The organism is Streptomyces recifensis, from assembly GCF_002154615.1.
Taxonomy (GTDB): Bacteria; Actinomycetota; Actinomycetes; order Streptomycetales; family Streptomycetaceae; genus Streptomyces; species Streptomyces griseoluteus.
This window is the reverse complement of record NZ_MUNH01000362.1, coordinates 1-14025: the sequence shown is the minus strand read 5'-3', so window position 1 is coordinate 14025 and position 14025 is coordinate 1. Positions and strand designations below refer to the sequence as shown.

11 protein-coding genes and 1 pseudogene are annotated in these 14025 nt (G+C 71.3%); 5 read left to right on the top strand and 7 right to left on the bottom strand.

What is annotated here, in order from left to right; genetic code table 11:
• Both CCN33_RS32125 and CCN33_RS19225 read left to right on the top strand, forming a co-directional pair.
• A partial coding sequence (locus CCN33_RS32125) for a beta-propeller fold lactonase family protein (RefSeq protein ID WP_086694816.1) occupies positions 1-2488 on the top strand: 2488 nt, incomplete at its 5' end.
• A 430-nt stretch (positions 2489-2918) separates the two neighbouring features.
• Positions 2919-3359: a VOC family protein gene (locus tag CCN33_RS19225; protein WP_086694815.1), complete on the top strand. Its 441-nt coding sequence runs from the start codon at positions 2919-2921 to the stop codon at positions 3357-3359.
• A 10-nt stretch (positions 3360-3369) separates the two neighbouring features.
• On the opposite strand, the gene CCN33_RS19220 is transcribed toward CCN33_RS19225, so the two are convergent.
• A complete protein-coding gene (locus tag CCN33_RS19220) occupies positions 3370-4188 on the bottom strand; it encodes an SDR family NAD(P)-dependent oxidoreductase (protein WP_086694814.1) in 819 nt (272 codons plus the stop codon).
• 55 nt (positions 4189-4243) lie between these two features.
• On the opposite strand from CCN33_RS19220, the gene CCN33_RS19215 reads away from it, so the two are divergent.
• Entirely contained in the window at positions 4244-4699 is a 456-nt protein-coding gene (locus CCN33_RS19215; RefSeq protein WP_167387902.1) for a MarR family winged helix-turn-helix transcriptional regulator, read from the top strand.
• 312 nt (positions 4700-5011) lie between these two features.
• Here CCN33_RS19215 and CCN33_RS19205 read toward each other — a convergent pair whose 3' ends face one another.
• Together CCN33_RS19205 and CCN33_RS19200 are read right to left on the bottom strand one after the other, a co-directional pair.
• The gene (locus CCN33_RS19205) at positions 5012-5848 is read right to left on the bottom strand and encodes an ATP-grasp domain-containing protein (RefSeq protein ID WP_086694811.1); all 837 of its coding nucleotides are present in this window, start codon (positions 5846-5848) and stop codon (positions 5012-5014) included.
• Between the two features lie 50 nt (positions 5849-5898).
• Positions 5899-8241 (bottom strand): galactose-binding domain-containing protein, encoded by a 2343-nt coding sequence (locus tag CCN33_RS19200; RefSeq protein WP_086694810.1) that lies wholly within the window; start codon positions 8239-8241, stop codon positions 5899-5901.
• Positions 8242-8471: 230 nt separating this feature from the next.
• Between CCN33_RS19200 and CCN33_RS19195 the strand changes: the two genes are divergently transcribed.
• Positions 8472-8894, top strand: a complete 423-nt coding sequence (locus CCN33_RS19195; RefSeq protein ID WP_086694809.1) for a hypothetical protein — start codon at positions 8472-8474, stop codon at positions 8892-8894.
• Positions 8895-8935: 41 nt separating this feature from the next.
• On the top strand, positions 8936-9088 hold the full coding sequence (locus CCN33_RS32120) for a hypothetical protein (RefSeq protein ID WP_167387901.1): 153 nt from the start codon (positions 8936-8938) through the stop codon (positions 9086-9088).
• 69 nt (positions 9089-9157) lie between these two features.
• On the opposite strand, the pseudogene CCN33_RS19190 reads toward CCN33_RS32120, so the two are convergent.
• The 4 genes and pseudogenes from CCN33_RS19190 to CCN33_RS19175 form a co-directional block, all read right to left on the bottom strand.
• Positions 9158-9922 (bottom strand): annotated as a pseudogene (locus CCN33_RS19190) (GH12 family glycosyl hydrolase domain-containing protein); the annotation flags it as partial.
• A 44-nt stretch (positions 9923-9966) separates the two neighbouring features.
• The gene (locus CCN33_RS19185; protein WP_086694807.1) at positions 9967-12087 is read right to left on the bottom strand and encodes a glycoside hydrolase family 6 protein; all 2121 of its coding nucleotides are present in this window, start codon (positions 12085-12087) and stop codon (positions 9967-9969) included.
• A gap of 157 nt (positions 12088-12244) precedes the next feature.
• Positions 12245-12688: a PaaI family thioesterase gene (locus CCN33_RS19180; RefSeq protein WP_086694806.1), complete on the bottom strand. Its 444-nt coding sequence runs from the start codon at positions 12686-12688 to the stop codon at positions 12245-12247.
• A 112-nt stretch (positions 12689-12800) separates the two neighbouring features.
• Positions 12801-14025, bottom strand: a 1225-nt coding sequence (locus CCN33_RS19175; RefSeq protein ID WP_086694805.1) for a dienelactone hydrolase family protein, incomplete at its 5' end; no start/stop codon positions are given.

Sequence of the window (14025 nt, the reverse complement as noted above, 5' to 3'; positions counted from 1 at the left end):
CGCCGTCGGCCCGGGCGAGGGGGCCGGTGAGGCCGACGGCGCGAACGCGTTGCCCCTGTCGCACTACGCCCACATGGTGGTCGACGGTGCGCACCAGCACCTCTTCTTCAGCCAGGGCGCCAGCACGACCGGCATCGTGGTGACCGACCTGTCCGGCAACCCCGTGGGCACCGTCGACGGCGAGCAGGGCGCCGACGGCCTCGCGTTGTCCGCCGACGGCGGGACTCTGTACGCGGCCCTGAGCGACGGCGACGCGATCGCCGTCATCGACACGGCGACGCTCACCGAGACCGGCCGCGTCGACACCGGCACCGACAGCGCCCCGGTCTCCGTCGCCATGGCCGGCGGCAAGGTCTGGTACAGCTACACGGACGCCGACGGCAAGGGCACCGTCGGCTCGCTGGACCCCGCCGCGCCCGCGCCGACCCCGCAGCCCGGCATGCCGCACTGGTCGGCCGCCCCCCTCCTCAGCACCGGCGGCGGAGTGCTCGCGGTCCAGGGCGCCCAGCCCTACACCACCCTCGTCGCCACCTACGACGTCTCCTCCGGAACCCCCGCCCCCAAGGCCGACATGGGCCTCGGCGGCGCCGCGACGGGCCCGGTCAAGGTCACCGCGGACGGCACGAGACTGCTCGTTCCGCAGTCGGCGTCCGTGTACGTGTACCGCACGGCGGACCTCGGCGACGCCACGCCCCACGGGTACTACACCGGCGGCGTGAACTCCTCCCCCGACGCCGTCGCGGTCGACTCCGACGGCACGATCGCCCTGGGCGCCCCGGCGGGGTCGGGCGCGGGCGCCTACGTGTACGCGGGCGACTCGATCGCCGAGAACCACTTCACCTTCCCGGCCGGTACCGTCGCCCCTGACGGCCTCGCCTGGGGCGCCGACGGCCGCACGCTCTACGCCGTCACCCGCGCCGACGGCTCCTACGCCCTCGACGTCCTCGGCGACGCCAAGCTCACGGACACCGAACTCACCCTCAACTCCCCTTCGCCGTACGCGATTCCGGCCCAGCGGTTCACGGTGAACGGAACGGTGGGCGGCCACGGCTTCGTGCCGGCCGGCGCCACGCTGAAGGTCACCCGCGACGGCACCGAACTGCCCGACGCCACGGTGGGCGCGGACGGCTCGTTCGCCATCGCCGACACCCGCCAGGACGAGGGCGGTTACGGCTACGAGGTGTCGTACGCGGGCGACGCCACGCACCGGCCCGCGACCACCTCGCTGAAGGTGTGGGTGTCCAGGATCGGGACCACCGTCCCGTACCCGGAGTTCAGCTCGGCGGCACCGCACAAGGTGGCCTTCACCGGCACGGTCATGACCGACCTGAGCCGCGGCCCCTTCGACCAGGGCACCGCGGTCCGGGTGACCCGGACGAACGAGGACACCCACGAGTCGACGCCGCTCCCGGCCGCCCCGCTGGACCCCGCCACCGGCGGGTTCGCGGTCACCGACGACCCGGGTACGGCCGGACGGTTCACCTACAGCCTGTCGTTCGAGGGCGACACCACGCACCAGCCGGGCGCGAACGACATCAGCACCGTCATCTCCCCCTACGCCCCGGCCCTCACCCTGAAGGCCCCCGCGACCGCCACGCGCGGCGCCGCGCTGAACTTCGACGCCCGCCTGGGCGACGGCCCGTACGGCGGCGGCGAGACGGTCACCGTGACCCGCACGGACGCGGCGCACATCACGACGCCCGTGACGTGGAAGGCTCCCGTGGCCGCCGACGGCACGATCACCGTCAAGGACACCCCGTCCACCGGCGGCGCCAACACGTACACGGTCGACTACGCGGGCGACGGGGGCCACCAGGCCGCCACCGCCTCCGCGACGGTCCAGGTCTCGCGCACCCCGACGAGCCTGTCCGTGGCCGCCGACGCCTCGACCTACGCCTACGGCGCGACGGCCACCGTCACCGCCCGCCTGGGCACCACGTACGACGGCCGTACGGTCTCGCTGTGGGCGACGCCCGCCGGTGGGAGGAAGACGCTGGTCAAGACGGGCACTGTGGACAGCAAGGGCAACCTGAGGATCACCTACAAGCTCACCCGCAACACGACGTTCACCGCCTCCTACGCCGGTGACCACCGCTACGCCCCGGCCACGGCCACCCATGCGGTGAGCGGTCGGGTGAAGGTCGCACAGGCGCTGAGCGGCTACTACACGAGCACCACGTACAGCGGCACCACCTACCGCGTCTACCACCGCACGACACGGCCGACGGTGACCACGACCGTGTCGCCCGACAAGTCCGGCCAGTGCGTGAAGTTCCAGGCCCAGCGGTACTACAGCGGTGCCTGGCACACGCTCAACACCTCGGCCTGCTTCACGCTCGGTTCCAAGAGCGCCGTGTCTTCGCGGCTGAGCCTCTCGAACGCGGTCAGCCAGAGGTTCCGGGTCCGCTCGGAGTACGTCCGCAGCTCCAAGGACACGACCAACGTGAGCACTTGGGGCGGCTGGCAGTACCTGACGGTCCGGACCTGAGGGCGCCACTCCACGGCTCCGGTGCGGAACGGGCGGCCGCCGCCGTCGATCCGTAGCTGCCGGAGCGGGTGCCCTGGCTCCATCCCAGTTCCAGGCACCAGCGCATCTCGCTCCTCGGCCGCGCCCAGGTCCACGGCGAACGGGTGGCGGTCTACGACAAGAGCACCCCGGCGAATGGCTCCCGGATCATCGGTTACCCGGCCGCCGCCCGCTCCGCCGAGGTCACCGGGGTCACGGCGGGCCACGAGTACGTGATCCTGGTGTGCGCCTGGAACGCGTCGGGCGAGGGGCAGCCGAGTACGAGCGACACGGTGGTCCCCGGCTGGCCACCGGGTGCGCCGTCTGGGTCGGGCGCTCCATCCGGGGATACGTTCCGGGTGGGGCGCTCGGTCATGGGCCGGCCCGGTCCTACGCAGAGGGAGAAGGCAGCATGGCGATTCAGCGGATGGACAATGTCGGCATCGTGGTGGAGGACATGGATGCCGCCGTCGCGTTCTTCGTGGAACTCGGCATGGAGCTGGAGGGCCGGGGGGAGGTACGGGGCGGCTTCGCCGACCAGTGCACCGGACTCGACGGCGTCCACTGCGACATCGCGATGCTGCGGACCCCGGACGGCCACAGCCGGCTGGAGCTGGCGAAGTACCGCAGCCCCGAGGCGATCGACGGTGGGCCGCGCGACCGGCCGCACAACATCCTGGGCACGCACCGCGTCATGTTCGCCGTCGACGACATCGAGGACACCGTGGCCCGCCTGCGGCCGCACGGCGGCGAACTCGTGGGCGAGATCGCCCGGTTCGAGGACAGCTATCTGCTCTGCTACCTCCGGGGCCCGGAGGGGGTCATCGTCGGCCTGGCCGAGCAACTGGGCTGACAGCGCTCCCTCACCACGAGCGGGACGACGACGGGGACGCCTGGGCCGCCACGGTGCCGTCAGGCCGGTAGAGCGGTACGTCGAAGCGGGGCGCGGCCGCCTCGAAGGCGCGGTGCTCGGCGGCTACACGGCCGGTGAAGTCCGGCTGTGCGGTGGGGCCGTACCCGACGACGGGGTGCGAGCCGTCGAGCAGGGGGAAGACGGTGTCGCAGAACTCGTCCGGATCGGCGCCGTGGTTCGGGCCGGGACCGGCGAGCTGGGTGGCCACGGCCGGGGGGACCAGCTCCACCACCCGGCACGGCGTGGCCCGCAGGGCGTGTCGCAGGTTGACCGTGTAGCTGTGCAGGGCCGCCTTGGCCGCGCTGTAGAGCGGCGCGAACGGCTGGGGCAGGAAGGCACCGCCGGAGGTCACGTTGACGTACACGCTCGGTCGGCCGTGGCCAAGGAGGTGCGGGGTGAGGAGGCGGGCCAGGTGGACGGGGCCGGCGAGCAGCACGTCGATCTCGTGCTGCGTCTCGGCCCACGGGGTGTCGTCCGCCGCGATCCCGACCCGCCGCTGGATTCCGGCGTTGCTGATCACGACATCCAGGTCCGGCATGACCTCACGTACGTGGGCGGCCAGTTGCTCGCGTTGCCGGGGATCGGCGATGTCGTTGGCGAAGGTCTCCAGGCCGGGCAGCCCTCGGGAGACGGCGGCCAGCTTCTCGGCGCCGCGTCCGGTGACCAGGACGCGGTGGCCGGCCTCGAGGTAGCGGGTGGCCAGGCCGAGGCCGATCCCCGCGCTGCCACCGGTGATGAGGACATGGTGCGCGCACTCCTCTGTTTCCATGTAAACAGGGTACGCCCGGCGCGTTTACATGGAAACAGGAGCGTACGGTGAGCACATGACCGCACCGCTCGACGACGCCGAAATGGCGCGGTGGATCGCCTGGAAGCGGGCCAACGAGGCCGTCAACGCCGCCGTGGCGCACGAGATCCACAGCGCCTCCGCCCTGTCCCTGCCGGATTTCTCGATCCTGTCGAGACTGATCGAGAACGGCGGCGGCCGTATGCCGCAGCACGAACTGGGGCTCATGCTCGACTGGCAGCGGGCCCGGCTGTCGCGTCAGCTCTCCCGCATGGCCGAGCGCGGTCTGGTGAACCGCGAGGACAGCCCGGGCGGGCGTCGCGTCATCCTTGCCACGGACGCCGGCCGCAGTGCGCTGACCGCCGCCCGGACCGCGCACGCCCGCGCCGTGCGCGAAGCGCTTCTGGCTCATGCCGGGGCGAACCGGGAAACCTTCTGGGCTGCCGTCGACGCCATCGCCCAGGCCGTGCCGGGTTCGCGTCAGAACAACTGACGGTCGCGGTACTTGGCCAGGAAGGCGTCCAGTGCGGGCGTGGGCCTCCCCTACCTGGTGTCCTGAGCCTTCTCGTGGGCAGTCAGTTGCTCCGCATCGCCGAGGAAGGCCGGGCCGCAGCCTGGTGGAAGACGATCGACGACCATCGCCACCGCGGCTTGCGCGCTGTCGGTCGGAGTGCCCGCACGGTCTTGTACTCGTACTTGATCTCGTCGGCCATGCGGCTCGTGCCCCCCGAGTGAAGTCCCTGCCAACTGTCCGGCGAGCATAGGGGAGCCGTTCGCAGGTGGGTGCCGTATCGGAGGAGGCGCTTCAGCCGGCCGGGGCGGCGTCCTCGGTGGGGCGACAGAACCGGTGGTCCCGGTCGGCCAGCGCCGTTCGTGGGCCGGCGGAGTGCAGGACGACGTCCAGGGCGCGGTCGGGGTCGGCGGCGTAGCAATTGCTGAACCAGGCCATGTTGGCCTCGACCACAGCCCACTCGGCGCCGGGCTCGGGGGTCGACAGGAGGCCGACGTCCACCACCACCGCGCTGGGCAGGCCGTCTCCGCACGCTGAGAAAAGATCGGCCGCGAACGCGCGGACGGCGGCTTCGTGCCGGTGGCCCTCCAGGGGTGCGGCGTCGAGGCGGCCGAAGGTGGTGTACTGCGAGCCCGTGCGGACCTCGCCGTCCAGGACGTACAGGCGGAACTCCGCCGCCCAGGTCACCACGTCGCTGATCAGTACGGGGGCGTCCGGCCCGGGCGGGAGGTGGGCGCCGGTGGGGTAGACGGCGGCCGGGAAGCTCTTCTCTCTGGGTGGCTTGACGAAGGCCGACCGGGACAAGCGGCGCGCCTGGCTCAGAGTCGACATGGCCATGTGTCGTCCCGTGTACTCGTACGGCAAGGCCGTCAGCCAGTCGTCGGACGGTTCCAGGAGCGCGACCCCGAGGTCGTCCGCGACGCGCGCCGCGAAGCCGGGGCCCCCGTAGTAGTGGGCGCCCGGCCTCGGCGTGCCGGCGCCCCCGAGTACCTCCACCTCCATCCCCCGCCGCCGCGCCGCCGCCGAGAGCAGCTCGGACGTCGTGGTGTACTGCGGCGCCAACGCCAGAAACCCTTGCTTCGTCACGGTCGACGACGTTGCCACCGACCTGGCCCGCCAGTCCACCGGCATACGGACGAGCGGGCGGGCAGGGAGCACACCCCCGCCCGCCCGGTGGCCGGTCAGCCGGTGTACGCCTCCAGTTCGGAGAGCTGGGCCGCGGGCCAGCCCGTGTTGCCCGTGACGGTCACGCGGAGGTAGCGGGTCGCGGTGCCGCCGAGAGAGATGGTCGCCGTGTTCCCGCTGGACGGGTTGAAGGTGTAGCCCGCCGACGGCTTCAGCGTGGTGAAGCTGGAGTTGTCCGTGCTGCCGAGCACGCTCAGCGTCTGGGTACGGGTGGCCCACGCCGCCGCCGGGGGCAGCTTGAGGACGACGCGCTTGACCGCTTGCGCCGCGCCGAGGTCTACGGTGAGGGACTGCGGAAAGGCGTTGTTGGCGCTCTCCCAGTAGGTGTTGGCGTCGCCGTCGACGGCCTTGGTGGCGGGGTAGACGTCGGTGTGGCTCGTCTCGGTGACCGGGCGGCCCTTGGCGAGGTTGAGGGTCGGGTCGGCCGGAGGATCGGTGGGCGGATCGGTCGGCGGGGTGGTGGGGCCGCCGCCGGGCACTCCCCCGTTGGTCCACTTCGGGTCGGGCCAGGTGCCCGTGCAGGCGGGCGGGTCGGCGTACCAGCCGCTGTTGCCGGTGCCGCGGGCGATGACGAAGCCGGAGCCCACGCAGTTGTGGATGGGGTTGGACTGGGCGATGTGCGTGGCCGTGACGTTGGTGAAGGAGGCGTTGCCGGGCGCCTGGATCTGAAGGGCGTAGGTGCCGGCGCCGTCGATCCGGACGTTCTCGAAGTGCAGCCCCTTCGTCGCGCCCTCGATGTTCATGATCGCGGCGTAGGAGCTGTCGAGGATCTCGGTGTCGGTGATGTTCACCGTGGCGTCCAGGGCTTCATTGAGCCCGCTGAACCAGACGGCGCCCACCCCGAACTGCCAGTTGTAGTCGTTGTTCCCGGCCCGGATCAGGGTGTTGCGGGCCGCTGTCGTGGTACCGGAGACGGCCGTACCCTGACCGGAGTTGACACCGGGATACCGGTTGGCCACGTGCAGACCGCCGCCGTTGGTGACGGTGTCGGCCATCACGTTGTCGGAGATGGTGATGTCCTTGCCGCCGTACGTGACGATGTTGTTGGCGAGGACGGGCAGGATCACCGTGTTGTAGGTGAACTTGTTCTTGACGTTCGGGATGTTCTCCGCCCACATGGCGAGTCCGTCGTCACCCGTGTTGCGGACGAACGTGTTGGTCACCGTGGAGTTGGTGACACCCATGTGGAAGTTCACGCCGTCCGCGGTCTGATCCAGGATGCGGCTGTTCTTGATGGTGAAATTGTCCATGGGACCGTCCATCCAGGCCCCGCACTTGGTGTGCTGCAGCCACACGTTGTCCACGGTGGAGTTGGACAGCGCACCGCCGATGGCGTTGACCTGGTCGTCGTCGACGCGCTCGCGGATGTCCCCGAGGATGGCGAAGTCCTTGAGCGTGACGTTCTTGCTGCCGCCCTGACTGGCGTACTTGCCGTACACGCCCACGGCCTTCGCCCGGTTCGCCGGGTCGCGGCCGGTGAGGACGCTGTACCAGGGGCCCGCGCCCGCCAAGGTCACCTGGTCGACCACTATGTGGTCCCGCACCTGGAAAGTGCCCTGCGGTATGTAGACCGCCCTGCCCTGCGCCTTCCCCGCGTCGACCGCCGCCTGGATCTTGGCGGTGGAGTCGGCCGCGCCGGTCGGGTCGGCGCCGAAGTCGCTCACCACGTCCAGCGCACCGGACGGCTTGCCGATGGGCGCGCCCACCTGCTCGAAGTCGGCGAGGTCGATGGTGAACGTCGGGGAGGCGCTGGTGGACGACACCTGGAGGCGCACCTTGGTTCCGGCCGGCAGGGTCGAGCCGAGCAGGGTACGGGTCTCGTCGTAGAAGTGGTGGGGGTTGGAGTCGCCGGGGTTGTTGTTGAAGGGATAACCCCCGTAGTACCAGCCGTACCTGGACGTCACCGGAACGGACCTGAGCTGGTTGCCGTCGATCTTCAGGTCGAGGCTCGCGTCGCGCCCGGTGCCGGCCGCGCTGTCGGGCAGCGAGTAGCGGAACGACATCGCGTTGGCCGGCGCGGTCAAGGTGAACTCGACGTACTCGCCCGGCGCGTCCAGGGTCACCGCCTGCCGGCCGGACGCCTCGGAGGGGAGGTGGCCGTAGAGGCGATCCGGTCCGATGAGGGTGCCGTTGGTCGCCGCGTACTCGGCCTCCTGTTCCTTGAACGGGACGGCCGCGCCCCGGCCGGATATCCCGACCGGTGACGGCGCGGGCACTCCGGCCGCGTGGGCTTCGGGCGCGAGGGCCACGGCGACGAGCGTGCCGGCCGCGGCCAGCGCCATGGACACGGTCGCCGCCAGGGTACGGCGCAGGGATCTGCCGTTCGGGGGTGCAGTCATGGGTGTGCGTCCTCAGGGCTCGTGGGGTGAGCGGACGCAAGAAAGCTAGAAGCGCACGGAAATGAAGTCCATCGAGCTGCGCAAGATTGTTACAGGAGAACGAATATTCTCGACTCTCCCCAGGCCACCCAGGCTGGTGATCTACCTGGCAGGATGGCGGAGCCGCGCGGGACACGTCGTCCTGGCGCTGCTCAAGAGCGTCCTTGGAAGAAATCGGCTGGGTCCCAGGCATGACTGCTGAGTGGTACGTCCTCATCGAGGAGGACACGCGAGTGACGGAGTACGTCGATGGCAAGCAACTGAAGCTGCACCGCTGGATGCTGACGGGCACCCATCACATCGAGGGCGGCGAGGCGCAGGCCCTCGCGGCCGCCGAGGACGCGGCCCTGCACTACATGCCTGACACCATCGCCCGGCACGCCAAGCCGGGGGACGAGCCGGCCCGCCACGCTCTGCTCGCCCAGGACGGGGCATGGGTGGTGATCGTGCGGCAGCGCCATCGCGAGGCCCGCATACGCGTGACGACGGCCCGTCTCATGCACACCCACGAGGAGAAGGAGGCGCCGCCGAAGACCCTCAGGGAGTCCCTCCGTGGCGCCCTCCAGGCCCCGCCGCCCCTTCCGAATCCGTGGGCGCCGCCCGGCCAGGCGTGAGGCGGCTCCCCACCCGAGCCGATCACCCGGCCGTGCGCCGCGTGATCAGCTCCAGCAGCCGCAGGACCGCCGCGTCCGCGTCCGGCCTGTTGACGAAGGTCATGTTGACCAGCGACGGGGTGCCGCCCGGCGCCTACCGCCAGATCCTCGTCCCCCGCGGCTCCCAGCGCCCGGAGTGGCTCCCGGCCGCGTGACGGACCGCGCCGGGGCGGGTCCCCCTCGCCCTGGCGCGGTCGTCGGTGTGTCCCGTTCCTCGAGGGTCAGTCGACGTCCACCGAGAAGTTCGTGACCGCCAGCCCCGCTCCGTTCTCCCAGGGTTCGAAGCCCGCCTGAATACTGGTGAGGTACCAGTCCGGGGTGGCCAGGCCCTGGGAGACGGTGTGGTCGATGAAGTGCTTGATGTCGAAGTGGAGGCCGGTCAGGGACGAGTGGGCGACGTACGAGATCACGTCGTTCTGGCCGTTGCTGCCCCGCCACACGTCCCAGGTCTGCCCGGCCAGGGAGACGGTGCCGGTCGTGGAGCCGATCGGCTGGACGGGGCCGGTCCGGTCGAGCCAGATCATGATCTCGGTCTTGTTGACGCCGTCCGTCTTCGGCGTCGGGTCCAGCCAGATGTCGTAAGCGGCGTCGTACACCGCGCCGCCGACGTACTGGTAGGCGATGCCGGTCGGCACGCCGCCGATGCTCCCGATCCGCTTGGGGAGCTTCGTGCCTGGCGAACAGTTGGTGTAGTGGCAGCCCGCGAAGATCGAGGGGTACGACTTCGGGGCGCCGTTGGTGGGCACGGAGCCGTCGGCGCGGGTGAGCCGGAAGCCGTCTCCGACCTGGGTCACGCACTGCGGGGCGGAGGTGCCCCAGGCGTTGTTCTGCACGACGTAGCCGCCGGGCGTGGTGACCGAGCCGAACTGTTCGCAGACCTGGGCGTCCGCGTGCGCGGAACCGGTGGCGGCGGTGAGGGCGGTGACCGGACCGGCGGCCAGGAGGAGGGCGGCCGCGAAGAGGCGCGACTTGCGGGATTTCACGTGCACGGGGGATCTCCTTCCCTACGTAGGTGCGGGTGGGGGGACACGGTCTACGGCTCGACGCCCCAGGCGAGCGTGCCGTTGACGTAGACGGTCACCTTGGGGGCGTCGGCGTAGGAAGTGCCCGTGCCCCGGCTGTAGTCGTCGGTCTCGTCGAAGTTCGACCAGTCCGCCTTGGCGAGCCGAAGCTGGAGATCCCCGGTACTCGCCCCAGCGGCCAGCGAGCCGGAGGTGAAGGTGACGTCGAGGGTGTGGTCGGCGCCGGTGCGGGCCACCGGGAGCGTCGTGACAGCCGTCCTCACGGTGGAGCAACCGGGCTGGGCGTAGTCGCACCACGTCTGGTAGCCGGCCGAGGCCGACTCGCCGGTGAACCAGTAGCGGACCGTCACCTTGGACAGATCGACGGCGCCGGAGCCGGAGTTGACGAGCTGGATGCCGGGCCTCATCTGGTTGTCGGCGGCCGAGGAGTCGTTGTTCTTGTACTGCGCCTTGAGCCCGGTCGGCCCGCCTCCCCCACCGGACGCCTTGGTGGTGGCGGAGACGGCCGCCGAAGCCGCCGAGACGTTCCCGGCCGCGTCCTTGGCCTTGACGGTGTACGTGTAGGTGGTGGCGGCGGTCAGGCCCGTGTCGGTGTACGAGGTCCCCGTGACGCTGCCGGCCTTGGTGCCGGCCCGGTAGACGTCGTACCCGGTCACACCGGTGTTGTCGGTCGCCGCTCGCCAGGTGAGGGAGATGCTGTCGGCCGTGGTCGCGGAGACGGCGAGCCCGGTGGGCGCGGCCGGCGCCTGCGTGTCGCTTCCGCCGCCCGAACCACCCACCGGCGGATAGGAGTTGGCGAGCAGCTGCCGGAACGCCGCCGAGAACCAGTGTCCGGCCAGCGGCGAGTCCGGCAGCGCCCCGGTCGGGTTGTTGCCGTTGCGCCCGTTCCCGGCGTACGTCGGGTCGCACATCCGGTCGAAGCCCTTGCCCTCGTCGTTGTCGAGGGGCTGGCTGGCGCCGTCGGACTCGCCCGGCGGCTTGGCCCAGACATACGCGTCGATGCCCGTGTCGGGCGCGGTCGCCGGGCGTTCGCCGAGGCCCGCACCGCTCTGGTTGCACCAGTTCCCGGCATGGATGCGCCGGTCGATCCGGCCGCCGTCGACGTAGGCGTCCACGCTGGTCGAGGGGCCGGGACCGGTCGGACGCGCGGAGCCGCCCCAGCCGTTGCGGGAGGTGTCGATCAGCATGCCGATGCCGCTGTCGAAGCCCTGGGCGACGAGCGCGGAACGCAGCCCCTGCGCGAACGTCGTCTCGTCGTCGTACTGGTTCCAGTCGATCCACTTCGACTGCCGCACGGTGGTGCCGTTGACGGTGTCGGTGATCTTGACGTAGGGCTCGCGGGTGGGCGAGTAATTGGCCGTGTTGACGATGAAGCCCGTCACGTCGCTCACCGTGGCGCCGCTGGTGGTGGCGGCCTTCTTGAACTCCTGCGCGGACGGGACCAGGTTGGAGTCCCAGCCGAGCCAGCCGTGGTGTCCGGCGTCGAGATAGTTGTAGGCGTTCGGCAGCGCCCCGAGCTTGTGCAGGGCGTAGCCGACGCCCTTCTCGTAGTTGCCGTTGGCCTTCATGGCGGCGCACTGGGGGGTGGAGCCCGCCGTGCCGCCCGCGTTGGTGACGAGGTTGGGCAGTGAATCGGGTTCGATGAGGTTGACGATGCGCAGGCTCGCGTACGCCGGGTCGGCCAGGACGGCCGCGATCGGGTCGATGTAGTCGCTCTGGTAGCGGCCCAGGTCGTCGGCGCCCAGCTCACCGTTGGAGGCCAGGGCGGCGCAGTCCCGGCCCGGCAGGTCGTAGATCACGAGCTGGACGAGGTTGGCGCCCTGCGCCTTCGCCGCGTCGAGGTGGGCCTTGAGGCCGCGGGCCTCGGAGGTGCCGCTGATCGCGGCGATCCGGTCCAGCCACACGAAGGTCGGCTGGTCCGACACCGCCGAACCTCCGGGCTCCGCGGCGGCCTTGGCCGACCAGTCGGGGTTCACGTAGGGCTTGGCGCCCACGTAGGGATTGTCCAGCTTGGCGGCGGCAGCGGCGGGCTGCGGCACGGCGCTCAGGGAGAGCGCGCCGAGAAGTGCGGCGGCGGCCAGCACGGCCGCGCGTCTCGGGGCGGAAGGGTGTGCGGCTCTACGGGAGGACATGGGGGTCTCCTGAAGGTCACGGTGAGCGGGTGGGGGTACGGCATCGCGCTGACGGTGCCCGGCACTGGACCGTGCACCTACCTTGGGAGCGCTCCCACCGTGCGACCGTCACACACAACTGTCAACACCCGATGCTCGAACTCGCTTCTGAAGACGCTTACTTGGCGCTTTCGGGCCCCCGCGCGGGCTCCGGTACGGCGATGGTCCCCTGCGCCACCGCGCAGAGGGTTTCCTTGCCTGTGCCGTCCAGGACCGACAGGTCACAGCGACACACGACACGGGACCGGCCGGCCCGAACGACCTGGGCGTGGGCCCGTAGCAGCGTGCCCCCGGCGGGGCGGAGGTAGTCGATGGTGAACCCGGCGGTCAGCAGTCGCGCGCCCACGACCGTGCCGGCGGCGAACGTCAGCGTGTTGTCCGCCGCGTAGGCGAGCACACCGCCGTGCAGGAAGCCGTTCTGCTGGCGCAAATCGTCACGGATGTCCAGCTCCAGCGTCGCCGCACCGTTCCCGAAGGCCACCAACCGGGCACCGAGCAGATTGCTGAACGGCTGGGCCGCCAGCACCTTCTGGGCGAGGGCCAGATCCAGGGCGTCCGTCACATCACACCTCTTCCGTGTTCGTCGGGGGGCGGCTTGCGCCGCAAGCGTCCCGGCCCAGGTCTCGGCCCGGCGGACAGGGAGACATTCTCCAACGCCCCCCAACGGGTTCGGATCAGGCCTCCAGATGGCCGAGCACCCGGCCCATCGCCTCCCGTACGGCGGCACGCGCCTCCGCGGTGCGGTCCAGCGTCTCGAAGCCGTGTCGGCAGTGCGGGGCGGAAATGACCTCCACCTCGGCGCCGCACTCGCCGGCGGCGTCCAGGAAGCGCTCCACGGTCGCGTCGAGCATCGGGTCCTCCAGCCCGACGCGTGTGAGGACGACCGGCAGGTTCCCCGCACCGCGTACCGCTGCCGCCGGACGGAACCGGTCGCCGTCCGTGCCGTGGCCCGGAATCGGTTCCAACAGGGGATAGCTGGCCGCGAGGCACCACAGCCACGGCGGCGGCTCGGACAGCCAGGGGGCCGCCAACGGGCCGCCGCCGGAGAAGAACCACAGGGCCACCCGGTCACCGTCGACCCCGGGGTGTGCGCGGACGAGATCGACCGCCGCGGCCACGTCCTCCGCGGCGCGTGCGAGGTCGTCCGGCGTGTGCAGCCGGTGGTCCAAGGTGACGCCCACCGCGCCCAGTCGGGCGGCGAGTGCGGCGTACCCGGTGAAGGTGGGCCAGTCTCGCGGGGTCGGCCTGACACCGGCGGGCAGCGGGCCGCCGGGCACGAACACCACTGCGGGGCGGGCCTCCTGGCCGTCGGGAAGATACAGGTCGACACACTCCCGGCGCTCCCGTGGCCGTTCCGGCACGTCGAGGACGAACGGCCGGAGATGGTCGGGTACATGGCCCGCGGGGAGTGCGAGGCTCTCCCCCTCACCCGCCGCCGCCTGCCGCAGGGCCTTGGCCAGCAGCTCCGGCTCGGACAGCATCGGCCAGTGGCCGGTGGGTACTTCGAGGAAGGTGTTGCCCGGCGCGGTGAGCAGGCCCAGACGCGGGTCGCCGAGTGACGCCATCCAGCGCAGCCGGTCGATGGTCGAGCCGTCGGCCGGGCACAGGACACCGGTTCTCGGGATGCGGGCGGCGCTCTCGGAGAGCCGTAGCGGCTGGGTGAGAGTGGCGGCGGCCTGCGGGAGGGCGCGCGCGGTGAGCTGGTCGAGCACGGCGGGGGTGAGCCCGTCGGTACTGCCCAGGCGGTGCCATTCCTCGCGTGTCGGCGGCGGCACCTCGGTCGCGCCGTTCGCGGGTCGCGGCAGGGCGGGGAGTACGTCGAGGGCGCTGTCACCGTCCTCGGGCAGTCCGGCGGCGTCCAGGTGGACGACCCGGACCACCCGGTCCCGGCGCCGGTCG

Bases quoted from the DNA above. Each gene is read 5' to 3' on its own strand.
- CCN33_RS19215 (WP_167387902.1), top strand. From the start codon at position 4,244: ATGACCGCACCGCTCGACGACGCCGAAATGGCGCGGTGGATCGCCTGG.
- CCN33_RS19195 (WP_086694809.1), top strand. From the start codon at position 8,472: ATGACTGCTGAGTGGTACGTCCTCATCGAGGAGGACACGCGAGTGACG.
- CCN33_RS19205 (WP_086694811.1), bottom strand. From the start codon at position 5,848: ATGCCGGTGGACTGGCGGGCCAGGTCGGTGGCAACGTCGTCGACCGTG.
- CCN33_RS19220 (WP_086694814.1), bottom strand. From the start codon at position 4,188: ATGGAAACAGAGGAGTGCGCGCACCATGTCCTCATCACCGGTGGCAGC.
- CCN33_RS19200 (WP_086694810.1), bottom strand. From the start codon at position 8,241: ATGACTGCACCCCCGAACGGCAGATCCCTGCGCCGTACCCTGGCGGCG.
- CCN33_RS19225 (WP_086694815.1), top strand. From the start codon at position 2,919: ATGGCGATTCAGCGGATGGACAATGTCGGCATCGTGGTGGAGGACATG.
- CCN33_RS19185 (WP_086694807.1), bottom strand. From the start codon at position 12,087: ATGTCCTCCCGTAGAGCCGCACACCCTTCCGCCCCGAGACGCGCGGCC.